Genomic DNA, 22,078 nt, shown 5'->3' with positions numbered 1-22,078 from the left:
TAGCTCAATACTGCCCAATTCAGAGCGATACTAACCACATGAAGCCGCAACCAGCCACCCTAGACACTCTCAAGCTAGCCAAGCTACTGCGACGCAAACCTGCAGAACATAAAGGCAATGCTGGGAAAGTAGTTTTAATAGGTGGTGCGCCAGGAATGGCTGGTGCCCTTATTTTGGCGGGAAATGCCTGTTTACATCTTGGAGCCGGTTGGACTATCTTAGAAATGTTAGATTCCGCTTCAGCGCATGCCGATGCCAATCAACCTGAACTCATGATTCGTCTTGCCACAGACAATATTAATGATGTACTCCTCGCTACGCAGCCTGATGTCATTGCCATCGGTCCAGGACTTGGTAAATCAGAATTGGCTTATCAATGTCTACGCGCATCACTTGCCTATCCCAATATTCCACTGGTCATTGATGCTGATGCTCTCAATCTTATTAGCGAGAATGTTGGGCTATTAGATTGCTTGAAGAAGCGTAACTCCGATTTTCCGGGGCTTACAGTTCTCACCCCTCACCCTGGCGAAGCAGCGAAGCTTTTAAAGACCACAACTGAAATAGTGCAAGCCAATCGCGTAGATGCCATTCAACAACTCATTGAACTAACACAATCAATTGTGGTTCTGAAGGGACAGCACACTCTCATTGCCTCACCACAGCACCCACCCGCTCAGTGTCTCGCCGGTAACCCAGGCATGGGTACTGGAGGTATGGGAGACATTCTGACGGGAAGTATTGCTGCTATCGCCGGTCAAGGCGTGCGTCATCAGCTAGATCTATGGCAAGCCTCGGGGATTGCAGTTGAGCTACATGCCCATGCGGCAGATAACCTAGTAAGCAAAGGGGTTGGACCCATTGGCCTTACTCCCTCCGAAACCATTCTAGAAATGCGAGCACTTCTCAATAAACTGTTATAAATAGCGATGCATTCTGTAAGCGCAGCTCACCATCATCGACGCTACCTCTATGGCATTTTGATGGCCGGTGTGGGTTCCATGCTTTTCTCTGGAAAAGCCATTCTGGTGAAACTAGCGTTTGAGTACGGAGCAAATGCAGAAACACTTTTGGCCTTACGCATGCTCATGGCCCTTCCCTTGTTTTGGGGAATCTTCTGGTGGGAATCTCGCCGTAAAGAAATGAGCCCAATTACTTGGCTTGATCGCGGTAAATTATTTTTCCTCGGCTTTTTAGGATACTTCTTAGCAAGCTATGTCGACTTCTTGGGTCTTCAATATATCTCGGTTGGTCTTGAGAGAATTGTTCTTTATCTCACGCCTACGATTGTTCTGTTGATCTCCTATTTTGTTTTAAAGAAACCCATTTCCCGCTTGCAGTGGTATGCACTAGTCGTTGGCTACATCGGGGTTTTTATCGTTTTTATTCAAGATGCCAACTCCACCGGTATCAGCGCTTGGTTTGGCATGGCTCTTGTATTTGGCAGCGCCTGTTCCTATGCGGCTTATATGATTGGTGCCGGTGAGATGGTCAAACGCATTGGTAGCGTACGCCTAGTGGTCTATGCAAGCTCCGCTTCCGCCATTCTGAGTATTGCGCAGTCAACCATTCACAATCCATTGGCAATTTTTCAACAATTGCCGCAGATCTATGGGTTTAGTCTTTTGAACGCTAGCTTATGTACCGTCATTCCAATGCTACTGATCATGATTGCTATTAATCGGATTGGGTCTCCCTTGGTAGCACAAGCTGGAATACTGGGTCCAGTGTCTACCATCTTCATGGGATATTTAATTTTGGCAGAGCCCATTACCTGGATACAAATTAGCGGCATGACTTTGGTTATGGCAGCGATGTGGTTGCTAGTGCGCAAGGATGCTCCAATAAAAAAATCACCAGACCCCAAAAGATCTGATGATTTAGATAGTGCAGAACCCCTTAATTAAAGGGATTGATTTACTTTACTGAGCTGCAGCGTCAGCGGCTGGTTTAGATTTCTTCTTAGATTTCTTTTTGGCTTTTTTCTCAGCCTTTTTTTCTTTCTTTGCTTTCTTCTTAGCTTTCTTCTCTGCAGATTTTTCCGCTGGAGTCGAAGCAGGCGCAGCAACTGGAGCCGCGGCTGGAGTTGGCGCAGGCGCTGGATCAGCAGCCATCACGGAAATTGGAGTAATACCGATAGCAGCGGTAATAAGGGAGGCTAAGCTCAAGCGCACAATACGTGAAATCATGTCATTCTCCAAGAGAGTTTGTGGATAGTTTAATAATACTCAAAAATTTGACATTAATGCTTCATTTTTAAAAGGTTGGTTATGAGCCATTTCCCCAGCGACATTTTTACTGAGCCCCAAGGCTATTCAGTGAACACCCTAGAGCAGCTTGGGCCCTTGACTGGCATGGCCGGAATTTGGGAAGGCATTCGTGGCTTAGATGTCAAACCCAAAGCTGAAGGTCCAAAGAAACAAGCTTATGAAGAACGCATTGAGCTTCAACCTATCGATCCCCAAACGAATGGCCCTCAATTGTTTTATGGCTTGAGGTATCACACCCATATCACCAAGCCCGATCAAGTAAAGACCTATCATGACCAAGTGGGTTACTGGCTCTGGGAGCCTGCTACCGGTAGCGTGATTCATACGCTTAGCATACCGCGTGGCATGATCACAATGGCCACAGGTAATGCCACCTCAGATGCAAAGCAATTTGAGCTTTATGCCAAAGAAGGTGATCGATGCGCAGGAATATCATCCAACCCATTTTTAGATTACGCATTTAGAACGGTGGAGTTTCGGATTCAGGTTTCCACTCATGATGATGGCACCTGGTCTTATGAGCAGGACACTGTCATGAAGATCAAAGGTCAGGCAGAACTATTTCATCACGTTGATAACAACACGCTTCACAAAATTGGTGACGCTACCCCGAATCCCTTGGCTAGATAAGTCGCTTCATCAATTTGGATTTCGTTTCGCTAAAGGTAATAAAGGCCATCAGATGATGGCCTTTATTTTTAATACTGTACTACTTGAGTTGATTAAGCAGGCTGAGCTTCAGCCTCAGTAATTTTCTCTAATGCAGTTGCAAGATGTCCAACTGTGCGATCAACATGGGCTAATTTTTCCAAACCAAACAATCCAAGACGGAAGGTACGGAAGTCTGGACGCTCATCACACTGCAAAGGAACGCCAGCAGCAGTTTGCAAGCCTAGCGCAATGAACTTCTTACCAGATTGAATATCAGGATCTTTGGTAAAGCTCACGATGACGCCTGGAGATTGATAGCCCTTAGCAGCCACCGAAGGGTAACCTTTGGATACCAAAAGATCGCGAACCTTAGTGCCCAATTCAATTTGCTTAGCTTTAAGTGCTGCAAAACCAAGTGACTGGGTTTCTTTCATCACGTTACGCAAAATCTTTAAGGCATCCGTAGGCATAGTGGTGTGATACACGTGGCCACCTTTTTCATAGGCCTCCATAATCTGCAACCATTTTTTTAAGTCCATCGAAAAGCTAGTGCTTTGAGTAGAGTCAATGCGCTCACGACCTCTCTCGCCCAGCGCGATCAACGCGCAGCATGGTGAGCTACTCCAGCCTTTTTGCGGAGCTGAAATCAACACATCAACATTACATGCTTTCATATCAACCCACATTGCGCCTGAGGCGATGCAGTCCAATACAAAAATACCATCAACAGAGCGTACTGCTTCACCAACTGCCTTGATGTAGTCATCAGGAAGAATGATGCCCGCTGAAGTTTCTACATGCGGCGCAAAAACAACCGCAGGCTTTTCCTTCTTAATGAATGCAACCACCTCTTCAATTGGAGCAGGCTCAAAAGCACCTTGAGCAGAGTTATCTACTTGCCGACCTTTTAATATGGAGATATCTTTGAAAGAACTATCCAAGTCGAAAATTTGCGTCCAACGATAGCTAAACCATCCGTTGCGTAGGACTAGGCATTTCTTATTATTGCCAAATTGGCGGGCAACTGCTTCCATACCAAAAGTGCCGCTACCAGGAACGATCACTGCAGAGCTGGCGTTATAAGCGTCTTTCAGGACGCTCGAAATATCGACCATTACACGCTTGAATTCTTCAGACATGTGATTCAAAGAGCGGTCGGTATACACGACCGAGAACTCTAATAAACCGTCTGGATCAACATTGGGAAGTAAGCCTGGCATAGTAATTTCCTAGGGATTTCAGTGATTAGCCCTAAATGATACCGATTTACGACTTTTTTGGGGGCTCAGGGCCAAAAACCCACTTAAAAGGGCATTTTTGCCTGTTTTGCCTGATTTATCTGACTTACTTCCCTCTTTTGGAGGAGATAACAATGCCGGCAACAATCAAAGTAAAGGCAAGGCCATGAAAGACCTGAGGAGGCTCACCCAACATCGCGGCTGATAAAAGCGCAGTAAACAAGGGGATGAAATTAGCAAAAAAGGCGGCCACCGTAGGGCCTGCCCCATTAACACCGTAACCCCAACAACGATAAGCAATGAGAGAGGGGCCAATGGCGACAAAGAGAATCAACGATGCAGTCCACCAATTGAGATCAATAAAAGCGTGGCCAGCTGCAATCTCAAAGCTGTCAAAAAAACCTGTCCACAACAGACCTACCGTTACTTGCGCCATTAAAAATTCAGCCCACGGCCATTGACGCTCTGTACTGGATCCCGGACGACTTAACATCCAACTGTAAAAAGCCCACAAGATAGTGGCCAGCATTATTAAAAGATCCCCCACAACCATCTGCATAGATAGAAGAGCTGCCAGATCTCCTCGTGAAAGCACAATACCCACGCCTAGCAAACTCACCAATGCGCCAACCATTTGCAAGATGCTAGGCTTCACTTGGTAAAACACTGCGCCAATGAATAACATCCAAATCGGCATGCTGGCACCAATCAAGGTGACATTAATAGCAGTGGAGGTTTGCAGCGCAAGGTAGAGCAGCACGTTATAACTACCTACCCCGAATAAACCCAAGAGCAGGAAGCGTTTCTTGTTTTGCCACAAGGCACTTCCTGGCGTGAAGACGCGCCAACCCAAAGGCAGCAAAAGTAAGGCGGCCAATCCCCAGCGTGCTGCACTTAAGGTAATTGGAGAAATGCTACCCACCAATACGCGCCCAGCAATTGCATTGCCGGCCCATAAGGCCGTAGCTGTCAGCAAGGAGAAAATGGTGGAAAAATTCAGTTGATGCATTCAGCAGCGTATTAGGGAATGAGTTATTTGAGGTCCCCAAGCAAGGGATACCCTAGCATTGTAGAAACAAATCCCCGGTATTGCTAAGATAGAGCTTAAATTAAGCTTTTGCTTCAACAAATGAGCATCAATCCGAAGGAACCATTGTGGCAATCATTACCAATATAGAAGACTTGCGGGTCCTCCATCAAAAACGCACCCCCAAGATGTTCTATGACTATGCTGACTCTGGATCATGGACTGAATCAACCTACCGCGCCAATGAATCTGATTTTCAAAAGATTAAGCTGCGCCAGCGTGTAGCAGTAAATATGACTAACCGCACCACCAAGACAACGATGGTCGGTCAAGAAGTGGCAATGCCAGTTGCTCTTGCGCCTACTGGCCTTACTGGCATGCAACATGCTGATGGTGAAATATTGGCAGCTCAAGCTGCCGAGAAATTTGGTGTGCCATTCTGTTTGTCTACTATGAGCATTTGCTCAATTGAAGATGTCGCAGAGCGCACTACGAAACCATTTTGGTTTCAACTCTATGTCATGAAAGATCGCGGCTTTATTGAGCGCTTGATTGAGCGCGCTAAAGCAGCCAAATGCTCTGCTCTCGTTTTAACCTTAGATTTGCAAATCCTAGGGCAGCGTCATAAGGATTTAAAGAATGGTCTCTCAGCCCCTCCTAAGCTGACGATTGCCAATATGATCAATATGGCCACCAAGCCTCGCTGGTGTCTTGGAATGGCAATGACGCCGCGTAGAACTTTCCGCAACATTGTTGGGCACGCTACCGGTGTAGGCAATATGTCCTCCCTATCCTCTTGGACTGCAGAGCAATTTGATCCAGGGCTTAATTGGGGTGATGTTGAGTGGATCAAAAAACTTTGGGGCGGCAAACTCATCATCAAAGGAATCTTGGATGAAGGTGATGCTCGCTTAGCAGCAAACTCTGGGGCAGATGCATTAATTGTTTCCAACCATGGCGGTCGTCAATTAGATGGCGCGATCTCTAGCATTCAGGCCTTACCTGGAATTGTGGATGCTGTTGGCAAGGACATCGAAGTGTGGATGGACGGCGGTATTCGTTCAGGTCAAGACGTTCTAAAAGCATGGGCCTTGGGCGCACGCGGCACAATGATTGGTCGCCCATTCCTCTATGGATTGGGCGCTATGGGTGAAGCAGGTGTAACCAAGTGCTTAGAGATTATTCATAACGAGTTGGATATCACTATGGCATTTACTGGCCATCGCGATATTCAGAATGTAACTAAAGATATTTTGTATCCAGGAACCTTTTAAATTTTTCATCTCCTCAACTACCCTCTTGCAATCTTTGGCATATCGATCCTAGTATTTTCCTTCTCCGTTTGGTTTGGGCACGCCATACTGGGTCGCTTCCGTACAAAAGACACAGAGACATCTGCAGATCTCGGCATTATTCAGACGGCTACATTAACTTTGTTAGCCCTGATTATTGGCTTTACTTTTTCAATGGCTATTGATCGCCATGATCAGCGAGAGGTATTTGAGGAGGGCGAGGCAAATGCCATTGGAACTGAGTATTTAAGGGCTGATCTACTGCCCCCTAAAGCGTCGGCAGCGACTAAAGATTTACTCCTTCAATACATAGACCAACGCATTCTGTTTTATTCAAAACAGAGTCCAGATAAGATTCAAGAAATCCGCAGTAAAACAGATCAATTGCAAACTGCCCTTTGGAATGAAATTCTTCCGACTGTTCGCACGCAGGCCACCCCAGTCATGGCACTAGTTGCCTCCGGCATGAATGAGGTTCTTAATTCCCAAGGTTACGCACAAGCTGCTTGGTGGAACCGCATCCCTTTTACGGCCTGGGCATTGATGGCAGCGATCGCCATTTGCGCCAACCTCTTGGTCGGATTTGGTGCGCGCAATTTTGAGAAGAATATTGGTCTATTCATGATCTTCCCTTTTGTCGTTTCAGTATCCTTCTTTTTAATTGCTGATATTGATAGCCCTAGGGGCGGGGTCATTCGTATTGAGGCCAGAAACTTGGTGGCATTAAAAAATAACCTCGCTCAACAGATGAATGTAAGTAGCCCATCTGTCGGTAATAAATAAGCTTCACCATAAAGGCGGTCCAGATGAAACGTGTAGTTGATGTCTTTAAAAACCGTGGTCGCGAACTGGTCTGGACCTATGTCATTCACCTGCGAAATGACGAAGAATTTCATCCTGGACAACTAGACTTTGAAGTTGAAGCTCTGAGACTCTCCCAAGTAGATAAACGGGGCGCAGTAAACGAACTCAGCGCCAAGGTCAGGCTTAATAACTGAGATTGGTTGGCTAAATTAGAGGGAAATACCCCTGATATTGCTAATGTTAATGAGATTCATTATCATTTATGATGAATCAACTTAATACTTAGCAGCCATGACAAGAACTGAATACCACCCAGCTTCTATATTCTTCCACTGGCTTGTTGCCGCCCTAGTTGTGGCTGCTTTTGCGGTGATTGAGCTCAAGGGGCAGTTCCCTAAAGGAAGTGAGCCTCGTGAGCTATGCAAATCAGTCCATGGTGTCATTGGACAGCTTATTTTTATAGCAATGGCGATTCGCCTAGTGATCCGCTTAAAGTATGGCGTTCCTAAACCCACGAACCCAAAACCTTTATTTGTTACCTTAGCCAAGGCAATGCATTGGTTACTCTATGCCCTGCTCTTGATATCCCCTATCTTTGGCATCCTGTATTTTCAGTATGGCGGCAAAGAAATCCACTTCTTTGGCTTGGTATGGCCTCAACTGCTTACCCCCAATCCAGAGATGAAAAAAGTCGTTGAAGGAATTCATGAATTTCTCGGAAACTCACTCTACTTTTTAATTGGTATTCATGCCTTAGCTGGCTTATGGCAACATTACGTCATAAAGGACGATACACTTCGTCGTATGTTGAACAAGGTACGCGCCTAAACTAAAGACGGAGCAATCATTAAATGAAGCCACTTTCTAAAAAAGCCAAGATGGCAATAGGCTGGACAGTCTTGATGACTGTTGTGGGAACTGCAATGCTGCACCAATGGCAATTTTTTGCGATGGGTTGCGCTTCCCTTGCAATGTTGCTTGTCGCTAATCAGTACGATTTACTAAAAGATCCCGAAGACAAAAAATAATCCCGCTTTTTTAAGAGCGGGATTGATCAGAGTACACCCCATTACTGGGGTCGCTCATTAAAGACTTGGGTAGTCTGTGTAACCAACTTCCTTGCCGCCATAAAAAGTAGTGCGATCATAGGGATTGAGAGCAGCGCCCTGCTGGAATCGCTCCGCTAAGTCCGGATTAGCAATATAGAGTCGTCCATAAGCGACTGCATCGGCTAAGCCCTCTTCTAACACCTTTTCACCCATTGCCTGGTCATAGCCACCAGCTGTAATAAATTTTCCTTGATAAGCGGTACGGAACATCTCTGAAGTAACAGGAGCATCTTCATAGACTTGATCGCCGCCGCCAGCACTAGTTGAGCGAGGCTCGATCATGTGCACATAAGCCAAGTTATAAGTATTGAGTTTTGCGATTACTGCAGTAAACAAAGTTACTGGATCACTATCACTCATATCGTTAAATGTGCCGTATGGTGAAAGACGAACCCCCACCCGATCACTTGGAAATACTTTGCTGACAGCCTCAATCACTTGACTCAGCAAGCGCAGGCGATTCTCAATCGAGCCACCAAATTCATCGGTACGTTGATTGGTTTTGTCTTGCAGGAACTGGTCCAGCAAATAGCCATTCGCTGCGTGAATCTCAATACCATCAAAACCAGCAGCTTTTGCATTTTGCGCAGCGACTTCAAACTCTTTGAGTAAGCGAGCAATATCTTCCAAGCTCATTGCTTTTGGTGTCTCATAGTCATGCAGCTTCCAATCTGCACCATAGGTTTGACCAGCCGCAGCAATTGCGGAGGGCGCCTCAGGCATACCCTGCTCTGGGTGCAAAGAAGAATGAGAGATGCGGCCCACATGCCATAACTGGGCAACAATCGAACCGCCCTTAGCATGCACTGCTGCAACAATCTCTTTCCAAGCTGTAGTTTGCTCGGGAGAATAGATGCCAGGGGTAGCTGGATAACCTTTGCCCAAAGGAGAAATTTGCGTAGCCTCAGTAATAATTAATCCGGCACTCGCCCGTTGTGCGTAGTAGGTTTTTGCTAACGGGCTGGGTACATCACCGTCAACTGCACGCATTCGAGTAAGCGGCGCCATCACTAGACGATTTTTTAATTGAATCGATCCAAGATTGACCGGAGTGAACATCATTTCTTTGCCTGACATTTGCTGCCTTTTAGTGAGTAATAAATAAGATGGGAGACTTTAACAAGAATTGATTTAATTTGCAGAACAAGTGTGGGAGTGTTTAAGTTACCCCAAATTGCTCACGAATACAGTTGGCCAGCGCACTAAATTCTTGGGTATGTGCGGTAGAGGGTCTTGCCACTAAAGCTATCACTCGTTTAGGTGCCGGGGATGCCAACTCCTTTGCCACTAATTCAGAATTATTTAATAGACTGCTTTTTACTGCCAAGCCAGGAAGTAAGGCGATGCCAAGACCAGACTCCACCATTTGTAACAAGGTCAGCAAGCTAGTGGCTTCCAAGCCTTCTGCCTTCCGAATATCGGCGCGCTTGCATGCTTGCAAACTATGGTCTCGCAAGCAATGACCCTCCTCCAACAATAAAAGGCGCTCAGCCATCTTGGCTGGCAAGGTCACTTCTTTTCCTTTTAAGGCAGGATCCCCCTCTTTAGCAACTAGCCAAAAATGATCATCAAATAATTCTTGAACAAGAAGACCCTCAACATCATAGGGCAAGGCAATCAAAGCAAAATCTAATTTATGCTCAGCCAATCTTGACAGTAAGTTTGCAGTGAGATCCTCCCTGAGGGTGACCTTGAGTTCCGGAAAACGTCTGCGAATTTCTGGTAAGACTGCAGGCAGTAAGAATGGCGCAATGGTTGGTATGACGCCCAATCGAATGGTTGCAGTCATTGGCTTACCAGTAGCGCCTGCATATTCAACCAAATCCTGCGATGCTGCCAAGATCAGTTTGGCACGTTCGAGCACCTCTAGCCCAATGGGGGTAATGGAAACATTTTGGCGATCACGCTCCACCAAATGAATTCCTAGAGCATCTTCTAGCTCCTTTAGTCCAGCACTTAAAGTCGATTGCCCTACAAAACAGGCTTGGGCTGCACGGGTGAAATTGAGCTCTTTTGCCAATGCAACGAAATACCCCAGTTGCCGTAAAGACGGTAGATTGGCCATTTCCCCTCCATTATCGAATAATTAGATAAATACTATCATAATGATTCATTGGACTGATTAATAAATTAAGCGCACACTGTATTCATGGTTGAGAAAGCAAGCTTGAAAACTCAACAAACCATCTGTTTAAACAAAGGAATCAAAATGACCCGCCCAGAAATCAAAACTATCCACAACTTAGAGTCTGCCTTCGCAGGCGAATCTATGGCTCATATCAAGTATCGTTATTTTGCTAAATTGGCTCGCGCTGCTGGCGATGAAGAAACTGCAAAGATCTTTGAAGCGACTGCCGATCAAGAAGTGATGCATGCGTTTGGCCACTTGGATTTACTCTACCCTGCTGGCACAATCACGCCCGAACGTGCCTTAGAGATCGCCATTGAAGGCGAAACTTATGAATACACTGAAATGTATCCATCATTTCGTAAAACAGCAGTGGAAGAAGGTAATGCTGCCGCGATACAGGAAATTGATGGGCAAATTGCGGAATCCAAAGAGCATGCTGAGCAATTTCAGGCGGTATTGGCTAAAGCAGCAAAACGCTTCGCCGCACTAGCCAATGTTGAAGAGCGCCATGCGAACCACTATAAGCAAGCTTTGGAAAAAGCAAAGGTTTTTGCAGCCCAATAAGCAGGACTCAGAAAGAATTGGGAATTAAATCTAAAATCAACAAACTATTTAAGGAATGAATATGAAATCTTATCAATGTATCGTGTGCGGCTATATCTATGACGAAGCAAAAGGAATCCCGGAGGATGGGATTCCCGCCGGAACACTTTGGGCGGATGTTCCAGATGACTGGGAATGTCCTGACTGCGGCGTAGCAAAGGCCGACTTTGAAATGGTTCAAGTAAGCTAAGACCAATTCATTACCCCCGTACCCTGTTTTACTTTTTCGTTATTTGGAGAGCTTAGCTTTGGATCAAACCACCCCTCAATCCCAATCTGCGATTGTCATCATTGGCAGTGGATTAGCTGGCTACACCGTCATCCGTGAAATCCGTAAATTGGATAAAGCAGTTCCAATTACCCTGGTGACACGCGAGCCTGGATATTTTTACTCCAAGCCCATGCTCTCGACCGCTCTCGCCAGCAAGAAAGAAGCTGCGCAGTTAATCTCTACGCCGACAGATGGCATGGCAACACAACTAGAGCTAACCGTTTTAGTGGAGTGTGATGTCAGCGCTATTGATGTTGGTACACAAACCATTCAGACCAATAAAGGAGAGATCCCTTACGGAAAACTGGTCATGGCTTTGGGTGCTGATCAAATCCGCTTGCCACTCCAAGGTAGCGCTGCCAATGAAGTCATTACTGTCAATGATTTGGAGGACTATGCGCGTTTTCGTGATGCCATCAATGGGAAAAAGAAGATTGCGATTCTAGGTGCTGGCCTCATTGGCTGCGAATTTGCTAATGATCTTGTGTTGGGTGGTTATGAAGTAGATGTTATTGATCTAGCTCCACAGGCTTTAGGTCGCCTCTTGCCCGAGGCTGCAGCTCTTGAGTTGCAAGGTAAATTAAGCGCTGCCGGTGTACGCTGGCATCTCTCTACAACAGTTCAAGCAATTGATCGGCAAGGAGATTCTTTGCAAGTCACTCTAGCGAATGGCAAATTGATTTCTTGCGATGTCTTTTTATCTGCTGTTGGACTAAAGCCTAGAATTGAATTGGCTAAAGCTACTGGTATCAATGCCGGCATTGGCATTCAGGTAAATCGCGAACTCGAAACCAATATTAAAAATATCTTTGCTATTGGAGATTGTGCCGAAGTTGAAGGCTTGGTTTTGCCTTACGTGATGCCCATCATGCAAGCTGCAAGAGCATTGGCTCCAACCTTGATAGGGCAAACTACTGCACTCACCTATCCCGCAATGCCGGTGATGGTGAAAACACCTGCCTTAGCCACCATCGTTTCTCCGCCATCTAAAGGCGCCGAAGGTAAGTGGATCACAACATCCATTGAAGGCGGTCTAGAGTCTCGCTTCGAATCTGCGGATGGAAAGTTATTGGGCTTTGTTCTCATGGGAACAGCTACCGCGCAGCGTGGTGCCTTGACCAAGGAATTGCCAGCCATCTTAGCTTAAACATCGCCCTACTCCTTGACTTCATTGCATCAAGGAAACAAAAAGGCCCGCAGAGCGGGCCTTTTTGTTTGTCTCACTGACAGTGATTAAGAAACGATCACAAACCAAGTAGTGTTGTGTGATTGTGCAACCATCAAGAACAACATTGGTACTGATAGCATTGTGTTTAAGCGGGAGGTCAACATTGCAACACGAGCAGATTTTGCCTTTACATCAGCTTCAACGGTAACAATGCCCAAAGCGCGCTTTTGATTTGGCCAAATAATGAACCAAACGTTAATGGCCATTATCAAAGCAATCCACATACCCAAACCGATTGCTCGGAACGGAGCTTGCAAGGTAAAAGCTTGATGCAAGTAACCATTTAAACCAGCAACAATTAAACCGGTTACTACTGTAAACAAAGCCGCGTAACGGAACCAAAACAATGCCGTTGGAGCAATCACTTTACCAATAGCAGGTTTTTGCTCATCCGGAATCTTTGGCATCGAAGGAATTTGCACGAAGTTAAAGTACCAGAGCAAACCGATCCACATCACACCAAACATTACGTGCAACCAACGGAAAATAAACGGGAGTTCAACAGAGCTAAAGTTGCCGCCCAAAGCCAAGATAATTAAAACAAGGAGGACAAATCCCGCAAAAACGGTACGTCCCAAAGAGGTCAAGATAGAAGTCATATAGTGTTCCTAAATATTGAGTTAGTTCATTAAGCAAAGTTTTGATTTGCAAAATCCCAATTAACCAAATTCCAAAAATTTTCCAAATATTTTGGTCGCGCATTACGAGTATCAATATAGTAAGCATGCTCCCAAACATCGCAGGTAAGCAGTGCTTTTGCATCCGTAGTAAGCGGGGTTGCAGCATTGCTAGTAGATACTAGATCGAGACTGCCATCTGCTTTTTTTACCAACCAAGCCCAGCCTGATCCAAAAGTTCCTACAGCGCACTTTGTAAACTCTTCTTTGAATTTATCAAATGAACCCCACTTAGCATTAATGGCATCGGCCAATGCGCCAGTAGGTGCACCGCCGCCATTTGGCTTCATTCCCAACCAATAAAACGTATGGTTCCAAACCTGTGCGGCATTATTGAAAACACCACCTGCTGATTTCTTAACAATATCTTCAAGAGAAGCATTTTCAAACTCAGTGCCTTTGATTAAATTATTCAAATTAGTGACATAAGTTTGGTGGTGCTTACCATAGTGATACTCCAAAGTTTCCTTGGAGATATATGGAGCTAAAGCATCCAGTGCATATGGCAACTGAGGTAATGTGTGTTCCATTTGATCTATATTCCTTTTAATTACATTAAGCAAAATGTGGTCTATTTTTCGATAACTATAGACTATTCTGGGGTTTTTGTTTGGGCTAAGAAAAATGCCGGCAAAAAGCGCGCCGGCATCTAACGGGACTCAGCCTGAAGCAGTTTATTGGGCTGTCCAACCGCCATCCATATTCCAAGCCACCCCACGAACTTCAGATGCATCAGCCCCACAAAGAAATACTGCCAGGGCCGCCAATTGCTCGGGACTGACAAATTCTCCAGAGGGCTGCTTCTCGGATACCAGGGCAGTCTTGGCAGCTTCAATAGAAATACCTTCGCGCTCTGCGCGAGCATCCACCTGTTTCTGCACTAGCGGAGTTAAAACCCAACCTGGACAAATGGCGTTGCAGGTAATACCAGTTCGCGCATTTTCAAGAGCGGTAACTTTTGTGAGGCCAATAATGCCATGTTTAGCAGCAACATAAGCTGCCTTCTGGGTAGATGCAACCAAGCCATGCACTGAAGCAATATTAATAATGCGACCCCAGTTACGTTTTTTCATACCGGGCAATGCATGATGTGTTGTATGAAATGCAGAACTTAAATTAATGGCGATGATGGCATCCCATTTATCTGTTGGAAACTCTTCAATGTTTGCAGTGTATTGAATACCAGCGTTATTGATCAGTATATCGAGCGTACCAAAACGTTTTTCTGTTTGCTTAATCAAGTCCTCGATCTCAGCAGGCTTGCTCATATCTGCGCCGTGATAATCAACCTCTACACCACAGGCTTTAATTTTGGCAATGGCTTCATCCTTCTCACCAAAGCCATTCACCATAATATTTGCACCTTGCTTTGCCAATGCAATGGCCATTCCCAAACCAATGCCACTAGTAGAGCCAGTGACTAGAGCAGTTTTACCTTTTAATGTGGACATATCTTTACCGTATCAAGTTAACTAGAGGGCATTCTTCCTATCGCCATGCCCAAAACTTGATGTTACAGGATGTGCTGAAAACACCCTAAGGTAATGCACCAGAATAGCTAGATTTAAATCAGATGCAGCCAATGCCCCAGTTGATGCCAAAAACTATCTGGGACTAAAGTTAGCAACCAAGTAAACAAAATGAAACGTATTAGCTTGCCAATAAACATATAAATAAGGCATGGCTGCCATGGGAGCTTTAACCATCCTGCTGCCAGACACAAGGGATCACCCAATCCTGGCAACCAAGATAGCAGCAATAACTTAGGGCCCCACTCCCCAAGCCAGCGCTTCAGGCGGCTATTACTAGGCTCATCCATCGCCTTAAAGCTGTTACGTGCCACTACCCCCAACCACCAATCAACCATTCCGCCCAATGTATTACCAACGGTGGCAACCATAATTGCAACCCAAAATAATTGAGGGTTCAGAGTGATATAGCCAAATAAAATTGGCTCGGATCCGGCTGGTATTAATGTTGCGGAAATAAATGCGCTGATGAATACCGCTGGCAAACCCACCGAGGGCATTCCAAACCATCCAAAAAAATGCTCGAACATATGTTCCATTAAGCAATAGCCCTTAAGGTGCCAGCATGCGGGTGAATTACTTTGGATCTCATTAAGTCTATTTTGCCTTGTTTTACCCAATCCCCAAGATTTTCAATTCTTGCTTAAACTAGCACCTAAATCGGTAAATCACCCATAAAACCTATAAATTGAGACTTTCATGAATCACCCTATCCCCAAGCCTGACCAGTATCAAGATATGCGTGAAGCATTGCGTGATCTTTGTAGTTCTTTTGATTCCGCCTATTGGCAAAAAATAGATCATGAGCGAGGCTATCCAGAAGCTTTTGTGGATGCGATGACTAAAGCTGGTTGGTTGGCTGCTTTAATTCCGGAGGAATACGGTGGTTCTGGTTTAGGCCTAGCTGAGGCCTCTGTGATCATGGAAGAGATCAATTTTTCGGGTGGTAACTCAGGCTCATGTCACGGACAAATGTACAACATGGGTACCTTATTGCGTCATGGTTCAGAGATCCAGAAAAAAATGTACCTTCCTAAGATTGCTTCGGGTGAATTGCGACTCCAAAGCATGGCGGTTACCGAACCCACAACTGGAACCGATACAACCAAACTAAAAACTACCGCAGTAAAGAAGGGTGATAAGTATGTAGTCAACGGTCAAAAAGTTTGGATCTCCCGCATTCAACATTCTGACCTCATGATTTTATTGGCTCGCACCACTCCACTGAATGAAGTGCAACGCAAGTCGGAAGGGATGTCGATTTTTATCGTCAACCTTGCTGATGCCATTGGCAAAGGGATGGAAGTAAGGCCAATCGCCAACATGGTCAACCATGAAACTAACGAAGTGTTTTTTGATAATCTTGAAATCCCCGCTGAGAATCTCATCGGCACGGAAGGCCAAGGCTTTAAATACATTCTGGATGGCCTCAATGCAGAGCGCGTATTAATTGCCGCCGAATGTATTGGTGATGCCTATTGGTTTATTGACCGCGCCCGTCGCTATGCTAATGATCGTGTTGTTTTTGATCGTCCAATTGGAAAAAATCAAGGGATTCAGTTTCCGATTGCCGATAGCTATATCGAGACTGAGGCTGCCAACCTGATGCGCTTTAAGGCTTGCGAGTTATTTGATAATCACCAACCCTGCGGACCTGAGGCCAACATGGCCAAGTACCTGGCTGCTAAAGCATCCTGGGAAGCAGCCAATGTCTGCCTACAAACACATGGTGGATTCGGCTTTGCCAATGAATACGATGTCGAACGTAAGTTTAGAGAGACTCGCCTCTATCAAGTGGCTCCAATTTCTACAAATTTGATTTACTCCTACATTGCCGAACATGTACTTGGTCTACCAAGGTCTTTCTAAGAGAACTGATATATGAGCATTCGTCCATTAGATGGCATTACCGTTGTTTCTCTTGAGCATGCCATTGCTGCACCTTTCTGCACTCGCCAATTAGCGGATTTAGGCGCCAGAGTCATTAAAGTTGAGCGGCCTGGTGGCGGCGACTTTGCGAGAGGGTATGACACGCAGGTAGACGGACTATGCTCTCACTTCGTTTGGGTAAATCGCTCTAAGGAAAGTTTGACCTTGGATCTGAAACAGCCAGCTGCAATTGCAACACTCAAGACCTTATTAAAGACTGCTGATGTCTTGGTACAAAACCTTGCGCCAGGTGCTGCTGCTCGCATGGGACTCACCGCAGAGATCTTGCAAAAAGATAACCCACGACTCATTCTGTGCGACATCTCAGGTTACGGCAATAACGGTCCCTATCGCGATAAAAAGGCTTACGACTTACTCATTCAGAGCGAGGCTGGCTTCCTTTCCATTACGGGAACGCCTGAAACTCCAAGCAAAGCTGGAAACTCTATTGCTGATATTGCAGCCGGCATGTACGCCTATACCAATATCTTGGCAGCCCTTTTGCAAAGAGGTAAAACAGGCAAAGGCTCGGTGATTGATATCTCCATGCTCGAATCTCTTGGTGAGTGGATGAACTTTCCAATGTATTACGCTTATAAAGGTGCAGAGCCGCCCCCAAGAAATGGCGCATCTCATGCAACCATTTATCCCTACGCCCCTTTTAAAGCCGGAGATGGCAAGACTGTCATGCTGGGACTACAAAATGAACGTGAATGGGTGCAGTTTTGCGAGACTGTCTTGGAGAATCCAGCGCTGGCAAAGGATGAGCGGTTTGATCGCAACTTTAAGCGCAATGAAAAACGTTCTGAGCTTTTAGAGATTATTGATGCATGCTTTAGCAAACTGACCTCTGAACAACTCATCGCCAGACTCGAGAAAGCACAAATTGCAAATGCTCATCTGAATGACATGGCAGGTCTTTGGAAACACGAGCAACTGAAGGCGCGAAATCGCTGGACGGAAGTGGATACCCCTAATGGCGCTATTGCAGCCCTTTTACCACCCGGACTAAATGATACTTATGACTATCGCATGGACCCTATTCCTGCAGTAGGAGAGCATACAGACTCCATTCTCAAAGAACTGGGTGTAACGGAGTCTGACATCAAGAAGATGCGCGCTAGCGGAGCGATTTAAAGCAGTGGTGAAGTGAGATGTGCTGCGTTCTCAATATAGCGTTTCCATACCGGTCTTTTTACCCAAACTTTAGGATCAACATACTCCGATTGCGCCAGATAAGACTCAATTAACTTTTCCAGCTTAGCGCAGAAGTCGACGTTATAAACAATCAAGCTGATTTCAAAATTGAGGCGTAAGCTGCGTTGGTCAAAATTTACTGACCCAAAGATGGCAATCCGCTTGTCGATCAATAGACTCTTTGTATGTAATAGGCCGCCATGAAACTCAGCAATGGTTACGCCTGAGTTCATTAAATCTTCATAGAAACTTTTACTGCTCCATGCCACCAAGGTAGAGTCATTTAACTTAGGTACGATGAGGGTCACCTTAACCCCCCTAGCAGCAGCGGCCATCAGCGCCTGAAGTAATCCATCATCAGGACCAAAGTATGGAGTAGTAATGGTTAATTCTTCGCGCGCATCCATGATGGCTGACAACAAAACTTGGTACAAAATATCATCACGATAGACTGGCCCGGACGAAAATTCCTGAGCCAGAGCGCCTCCCACATGAGGTGATGCAGGTGGTTCACGGTCTTTAAAGCTAGTGATACTAGGATCATCAACGCTCCAGTCGAACGCAAACGTCAATTCAAACTGCGCAGCCACTGGGCCCTCAATACGAACCATGGCATCAACCCATTCACCCACTCCAGAATCTTGCTTGAAGGTCCGAGGATCAACCAAATTCATACTGCCCGTCCAAACAACTGCGCCATCAATCACAAAAATTTTCCGGTGAAGTCTTAAATCAGCGCGGCGAAACTGAAAACGACCAATCTGAATAGGAAGTGCTTCTGTCACCCTGATGCCCGCCTTACGAAAACGTACCGGCCACTGAGATTTAAACCAGTCTTTACTACCCAATGAATCGAGCAGAACTTGACAGGCAACGCCCCGCTCAGAGGCTGCAATTAAGGCTTCACACACACGGTCGGCATCACCACCAAGGGCCCAAATATAAAATTCCAGGCGCAAAGTTTTTTTGGCCTGATGAATTTCATCAATAAAATTTTGCAGGATTTTGAGTGAGTTGGTGTGCAATTCGATCTTATTGCCAGCCACCACCGGTGAACCGTTTTTAGATTCAGCCAAAAGACTGAGCGCTCTTCCCTCAACAGGTAACTTTAGCCTATCACCCGCGAACTCCTGACGCATCGTTTCAGTAATTTTTTCGAATTCACGATTCATGCGAACAATCTTGCGCGTGAGCTTTCGCCCAACTGGTCGCTCGCCAATCAGAATATATAAACTGATACCCAGAAGAGGCAGCAGAATCACAATTAAAAACCATGCGAACGCCACACCGACTGGCCTTCTCACGGAGATTAAATGAATACCAAATAAGAATACGATGATGGTGTGCGCGATCGGAACCCAGATTAATGAGAACCCAAAAAGGTATCCGAAAATAAACGCCAGAATATTCATAAAAGTTCCAATTCAGCTGTAATGCCTAGATGATCCGATAGTTTTAACCATTCATGCAAAATTTGTGCAGAATGGATTTTTATTCCACGCACATAAATTCTGTCCATGGGTAGTAGAGGCTTCACACTGGGAAATGTTTTTGCTGGAGAGCCAGTGAGCACTTCAAATACCTCGTCAAAGCCAGCAGCCTTCATGGGAGCACTCACACGATTGCGCCAATCATTAAAGTCTCCCGCCACGATCGCAGGACCATTTTGAGTCAAATCTCGAATATGCCCAATGATCGCTTCTAGCTGTCGCTCTCTACCTCGCTCAAAGAGCGCTAAATGAACACAAAAGCAATGTATGGGTGTATCCACACCATCAATTTTTGCAACGCTATGCAGCAGGCCGCGACTCTCAAAGCGATAGGCCGATATATCGTAGTTATTGCCCTTTTGCTGAGGATGCTTAGAGAAGATAGCATTGCCATGATGCCCATCTTGATACTCAACATTTTTGCCGTAATGCCAGTCATGCCAAAAATCTTCAGAGAGAAAATGTGTCAACTCTGTCAAAGGCCATTGGTTAAAACGCCGAATCCTTCCTCGATGCTCTTGCTGAAACTCTTGCAAGAACAGTAGGTCTGGATGTTGGCTGCGCATTTTTTGGCGCAACTGATAAATAGTCGAATGGCGATGTAAAGGCGATAAACCCTTATGAACATTCATACTCAGTATGGTGAACCGGGTAGTTTTATTGAGAACCATTAGAACTGTCCCGCTGCGCGCTGTCGTCTAACTCGCGCTAAGTAGATCTCGCCCTCAACGAGATCCTGACACTGCATGCATTTATTACAAATCGATGCCTGCTCCCGCAACTCGTCAATCGAGTCTATCGGGTGAGCATCTAAATAATCGCGCAAATCCACGTCGAGGACCTCATTACAGAGGCAAACCACTTCAGCCATAGGTCAAAAATAGGGGAATCAATCTCATTACAGTCATTTTGCCATTGCCTTGATAGAATCAAGCGCATGTTGAAAGCTTTTCAAGACGCCCTTTCCTTGCTTGCCCATCTAGATGCAGGGGTATTGGGAATCGTCTGGGTTTCCTTGCAAGTAAGCCTAAGCGCCCTCTTGATTGGGACACTTTTAGGTCTTCCTATCGGCGCCCTACTGGCCACCGAACGGTTTGTAGGTAAAAAAACGATTATTGTGACCCTCAATACCCTAATGGGAGTGCCCACAGTCATTGTGGGTGTCTTGGTATACCTCATGCTCTCCCGTACGGGGCCTCTTGGAGTATGGGGCTGGCTATTTACAGTCAAAGGCATGATCGTCGCTCAAACACTGCTCACAACCCCTTTAATTGCCGCCCTCAGCCGACAAATACTGGAAGACGCGTGGAAGATCCATCGCGACTCCTTTCTAAGTCTGAGATTGCCACCTCTATCCCGTTTTAAGTGGTTGATATGGGATTGTCGCTTCTCGCTTACGATTGCCATCCTTGCCGGCCTGGCTAGAGCGATTTCAGAGGTTGGGGCTGTCATGATCGTCGGCGGCAATATTGATCACTCCACCAGAACGATGACCACTGCTATTGCCTTGGAAACCAGTAAAGGTGATTTGCCTTTAGCCCTTGCGCTAGGCATGGTTCTACTGACCATTGTTTTACTAGCCAATCTATTTACTTTTGCAGTCCGTCAAATTGCGGAGCGCCGCTATGGTTAATGCTGCAGATAATTTCGAAAAGTTCATTGAACTCAAGGAAATCATCGTCAAGAGCAATGGCAGAACTATTCTCAACATCCCCCATGCCATTATTCCAGCAGACAGAATCACAGCCTGCATTGGCCCTAATGGTGCAGGCAAAACCACTCTTCTCAAACTTCTAGACGGCCTCATCAAGCCAGATAGCGGGACGGTAAGTTACTCCTTCAAAACAAAAACGGCTTTGGTTTTACATCACACACCAATGATCAAAACCTCAGCTAAAACCAATATCACAATGGTTTGTGACGCGGATAGGTCCATTGAGAATGCTGATATAGATCGCGTGATTGAGCAAGTAGGTTTAAGCGAGCTAGCTAACAGCCCAGCGCATAAATTATCTGCCGGTGAAAGACAAAAGGTTTGCCTTGGAAGAGCAATTCTTCAAAAACCCAATTTGGTTTTACTGGATGAGCCGACTGCCAATCTCGATCCCAAGACTACCGAACAAGTTGAAGAGTTGATCCGTCAATTTGACCGCCAGGGAGTTAATGTGATTTTTTCATCCCATCAACTTGCCCAAGTACAAAGACTAGCTGAACACATTATCTTTATTGACCAAGGGGAAATAAAAGAAAAGGGACCCGTAGGCCCCTTCTTTAACAATCCTCAAACACCAGCAGCTAAACGCTACTTACAACAAGAGCTGCTCACCGACTAATTACTTGGCAGCGGGTGCCGCTGGAGCGGCAGGAGTAGCTGCTGACGCAACTGGCGGAACAAATGGTGGTGGTGCAGTACAAGCTGCTGGAGCCGCAGTTCCGGAGACCTTAAATCGATCAGCAACCCGGTTTTGAGCCTGGCAGAGTTGATATGCACCAACTTTATCGCCGTAGGCAGTTTTTGCTTTAGCCAAATCTGCTGCTGCCTGAGCTTCCGGAGTCAGGGGTGGAAGAGTCGCAAAAGATGATGCAGAAGCAAATGCACAGAATGTAAAAGCAATGATTTTTTTCATGGCTT

At 45.8% G+C, this 22,078-nt stretch carries 28 protein-coding genes; 15 read left to right on the top strand and 13 right to left on the bottom strand.

Features of this window, described 5'->3' with window-relative positions; translation table 11 throughout:
- Positions 1-38: 38 nt before the first annotated feature.
- Positions 39-923 (top strand): NAD(P)H-hydrate dehydratase, encoded by an 885-nt coding sequence (locus tag ICN33_RS07590; protein ID WP_216195915.1) that lies wholly within the window; start codon positions 39-41, stop codon positions 921-923.
- A gap of 6 nt (positions 924-929) precedes the next feature.
- Positions 930-1,907, top strand: a complete 978-nt coding sequence (locus ICN33_RS07585; protein WP_216195913.1) for a DMT family transporter — start codon at positions 930-932, stop codon at positions 1,905-1,907.
- A gap of 15 nt (positions 1,908-1,922) precedes the next feature.
- On the opposite strand, the gene ICN33_RS07580 is transcribed toward ICN33_RS07585, so the two are convergent.
- Entirely contained in the window at positions 1,923-2,189 is a 267-nt protein-coding gene (locus ICN33_RS07580; protein ID WP_216195911.1) for a protein tyrosine phosphatase, read from the bottom strand.
- An 81-nt stretch (positions 2,190-2,270) separates the two neighbouring features.
- Between ICN33_RS07580 and ICN33_RS07575 the strand changes: the two genes are divergently transcribed.
- Positions 2,271-2,900 carry an FABP family protein gene (locus tag ICN33_RS07575; RefSeq protein WP_216195909.1) on the top strand — a complete coding sequence of 210 codons (630 nt, stop codon included), beginning with the start codon at positions 2,271-2,273 and terminating at the stop codon, positions 2,898-2,900.
- Positions 2,901-2,992: 92 nt separating this feature from the next.
- Here ICN33_RS07575 and ICN33_RS07570 read toward each other — a convergent pair whose 3' ends face one another.
- Complete coding sequence (locus tag ICN33_RS07570) at positions 2,993-4,141, bottom strand: aminotransferase class V-fold PLP-dependent enzyme (RefSeq protein WP_216195907.1); 1,149 nt, start codon at positions 4,139-4,141, stop codon at positions 2,993-2,995.
- A 124-nt stretch (positions 4,142-4,265) separates the two neighbouring features.
- Positions 4,266-5,168, bottom strand: a complete 903-nt coding sequence (locus ICN33_RS07565; RefSeq protein WP_216195905.1) for a DMT family transporter — start codon at positions 5,166-5,168, stop codon at positions 4,266-4,268.
- A gap of 146 nt (positions 5,169-5,314) precedes the next feature.
- Here ICN33_RS07565 and ICN33_RS07560 point away from each other — a divergent pair, with 146 nt between their 5' ends.
- The 5 genes from ICN33_RS07560 (at position 5,315) to ICN33_RS07540 (ending at position 8,310) form a co-directional block, all read left to right on the top strand.
- Entirely contained in the window at positions 5,315-6,460 is a 1,146-nt protein-coding gene (locus tag ICN33_RS07560) for an L-lactate dehydrogenase (protein WP_216195903.1), read from the top strand.
- A 159-nt stretch (positions 6,461-6,619) separates the two neighbouring features.
- Positions 6,620-7,261, top strand: coding sequence for a hypothetical protein (locus ICN33_RS07555; RefSeq protein ID WP_255530706.1), 642 nt, complete (start codon positions 6,620-6,622; stop codon positions 7,259-7,261).
- A 23-nt stretch (positions 7,262-7,284) separates the two neighbouring features.
- Positions 7,285-7,476: a hypothetical protein gene (locus ICN33_RS07550; RefSeq protein ID WP_216195901.1), complete on the top strand. Its 192-nt coding sequence runs from the start codon at positions 7,285-7,287 to the stop codon at positions 7,474-7,476.
- 97 nt (positions 7,477-7,573) lie between these two features.
- Positions 7,574-8,110, top strand: a complete 537-nt coding sequence (locus ICN33_RS07545; protein WP_216195899.1) for a cytochrome b — start codon at positions 7,574-7,576, stop codon at positions 8,108-8,110.
- 23 nt (positions 8,111-8,133) lie between these two features.
- Positions 8,134-8,310 carry a hypothetical protein gene (locus ICN33_RS07540; RefSeq protein WP_216195897.1) on the top strand — a complete coding sequence of 59 codons (177 nt, stop codon included), beginning with the start codon at positions 8,134-8,136 and terminating at the stop codon, positions 8,308-8,310.
- Between the two features lie 57 nt (positions 8,311-8,367).
- Here ICN33_RS07540 and ICN33_RS07535 read toward each other — a convergent pair whose 3' ends face one another.
- Together ICN33_RS07535 and ICN33_RS07530 are read right to left on the bottom strand one after the other, a co-directional pair.
- Entirely contained in the window at positions 8,368-9,468 is a 1,101-nt protein-coding gene (locus ICN33_RS07535; RefSeq protein ID WP_216195895.1) for an alkene reductase, read from the bottom strand.
- Between the two features lie 82 nt (positions 9,469-9,550).
- Positions 9,551-10,456 carry a hydrogen peroxide-inducible genes activator gene (locus ICN33_RS07530; protein WP_216195893.1) on the bottom strand — a complete coding sequence of 302 codons (906 nt, stop codon included), beginning with the start codon at positions 10,454-10,456 and terminating at the stop codon, positions 9,551-9,553.
- Positions 10,457-10,600: 144 nt separating this feature from the next.
- Here ICN33_RS07530 and ICN33_RS07525 point away from each other — a divergent pair, with 144 nt between their 5' ends.
- From ICN33_RS07525 to ICN33_RS07515, 3 genes are all read left to right on the top strand, one after another.
- Complete coding sequence (locus tag ICN33_RS07525) at positions 10,601-11,086, top strand: rubrerythrin family protein (RefSeq protein ID WP_216195892.1); 486 nt, start codon at positions 10,601-10,603, stop codon at positions 11,084-11,086.
- A gap of 61 nt (positions 11,087-11,147) precedes the next feature.
- A complete protein-coding gene (locus ICN33_RS07520; RefSeq protein WP_370623235.1) occupies positions 11,148-11,315 on the top strand; it encodes a rubredoxin in 168 nt (55 codons plus the stop codon).
- A gap of 58 nt (positions 11,316-11,373) precedes the next feature.
- Complete coding sequence (locus tag ICN33_RS07515; RefSeq protein WP_216195888.1) at positions 11,374-12,543, top strand: NAD(P)/FAD-dependent oxidoreductase; 1,170 nt, start codon at positions 11,374-11,376, stop codon at positions 12,541-12,543.
- Positions 12,544-12,629: 86 nt separating this feature from the next.
- Here ICN33_RS07515 and ICN33_RS07510 read toward each other — a convergent pair whose 3' ends face one another.
- The 4 genes from ICN33_RS07510 to ICN33_RS07495 all read right to left on the bottom strand — a co-directional run bounded on the left by ICN33_RS07510 (position 12,630) and on the right by ICN33_RS07495 (position 15,369).
- Positions 12,630-13,223, bottom strand: coding sequence for a urate hydroxylase PuuD (locus ICN33_RS07510; RefSeq protein ID WP_216195885.1), 594 nt, complete (start codon positions 13,221-13,223; stop codon positions 12,630-12,632).
- 29 nt (positions 13,224-13,252) lie between these two features.
- Complete coding sequence (gene sodB / locus ICN33_RS07505) at positions 13,253-13,831, bottom strand: superoxide dismutase (protein ID WP_216195883.1); 579 nt, start codon at positions 13,829-13,831, stop codon at positions 13,253-13,255.
- Positions 13,832-13,975: 144 nt separating this feature from the next.
- Positions 13,976-14,752 (bottom strand): 3-hydroxybutyrate dehydrogenase, encoded by a 777-nt coding sequence (locus ICN33_RS07500; RefSeq protein ID WP_216195882.1) that lies wholly within the window; start codon positions 14,750-14,752, stop codon positions 13,976-13,978.
- Between the two features lie 113 nt (positions 14,753-14,865).
- Positions 14,866-15,369 (bottom strand): YqaA family protein, encoded by a 504-nt coding sequence (locus ICN33_RS07495; protein WP_216195879.1) that lies wholly within the window; start codon positions 15,367-15,369, stop codon positions 14,866-14,868.
- Positions 15,370-15,529: 160 nt separating this feature from the next.
- Between ICN33_RS07495 and ICN33_RS07490 the strand changes: the two genes are divergently transcribed.
- Together ICN33_RS07490 and ICN33_RS07485 are read left to right on the top strand one after the other, a co-directional pair.
- Positions 15,530-16,699, top strand: coding sequence for an acyl-CoA dehydrogenase family protein (locus ICN33_RS07490; RefSeq protein ID WP_216195878.1), 1,170 nt, complete (start codon positions 15,530-15,532; stop codon positions 16,697-16,699).
- 12 nt (positions 16,700-16,711) lie between these two features.
- Positions 16,712-17,896 carry a CaiB/BaiF CoA-transferase family protein gene (locus tag ICN33_RS07485; protein ID WP_216195876.1) on the top strand — a complete coding sequence of 395 codons (1,185 nt, stop codon included), beginning with the start codon at positions 16,712-16,714 and terminating at the stop codon, positions 17,894-17,896.
- On the opposite strand, the gene cls is transcribed toward ICN33_RS07485, so the two are convergent.
- The 3 genes from cls to ICN33_RS07470 are packed head-to-tail and all read right to left on the bottom strand — an operon-like array spanning position 17,893 to position 20,317.
- Complete coding sequence (gene cls, locus ICN33_RS07480) at positions 17,893-19,368, bottom strand: cardiolipin synthase (protein WP_216195873.1); 1,476 nt, start codon at positions 19,366-19,368, stop codon at positions 17,893-17,895. The genes ICN33_RS07485 and cls overlap by 4 nt on opposite strands.
- Positions 19,365-20,078, bottom strand: a complete 714-nt coding sequence (locus ICN33_RS07475) for an endonuclease/exonuclease/phosphatase family protein (RefSeq protein ID WP_255530704.1) — start codon at positions 20,076-20,078, stop codon at positions 19,365-19,367. The genes cls and ICN33_RS07475 overlap by 4 nt, the downstream gene beginning before the upstream one ends.
- A gap of 38 nt (positions 20,079-20,116) precedes the next feature.
- The gene (locus ICN33_RS07470; RefSeq protein ID WP_216195871.1) at positions 20,117-20,317 is read right to left on the bottom strand and encodes a (2Fe-2S)-binding protein; all 201 of its coding nucleotides are present in this window, start codon (positions 20,315-20,317) and stop codon (positions 20,117-20,119) included.
- A gap of 66 nt (positions 20,318-20,383) precedes the next feature.
- On the opposite strand from ICN33_RS07470, the gene ICN33_RS07465 reads away from it, so the two are divergent.
- Together ICN33_RS07465 and ICN33_RS07460 are read left to right on the top strand one after the other, a co-directional pair.
- A complete protein-coding gene (locus ICN33_RS07465) occupies positions 20,384-21,079 on the top strand; it encodes an ABC transporter permease (RefSeq protein WP_216195868.1) in 696 nt (231 codons plus the stop codon).
- Positions 21,072-21,779 (top strand): ATP-binding cassette domain-containing protein, encoded by a 708-nt coding sequence (locus ICN33_RS07460; protein ID WP_216195865.1) that lies wholly within the window; start codon positions 21,072-21,074, stop codon positions 21,777-21,779. Before ICN33_RS07465 ends, ICN33_RS07460 begins: the two co-directional genes overlap by 8 nt.
- Here ICN33_RS07460 and ICN33_RS07455 read toward each other — a convergent pair whose 3' ends face one another.
- The gene (locus ICN33_RS07455) at positions 21,780-22,073 is read right to left on the bottom strand and encodes a hypothetical protein (RefSeq protein WP_216195863.1); all 294 of its coding nucleotides are present in this window, start codon (positions 22,071-22,073) and stop codon (positions 21,780-21,782) included.
- Between the last annotated feature and the right edge of the window lie 5 nt (positions 22,074-22,078).

This window comes from Polynucleobacter sp. UB-Tiil-W10 (assembly GCF_018881605.1).
GTDB lineage: Bacteria > Pseudomonadota > Gammaproteobacteria > Burkholderiales > Burkholderiaceae > Polynucleobacter.
Note: the sequence above shows the minus strand (reverse complement) of the source record. Positions and strands in the feature narration are given on the sequence as shown.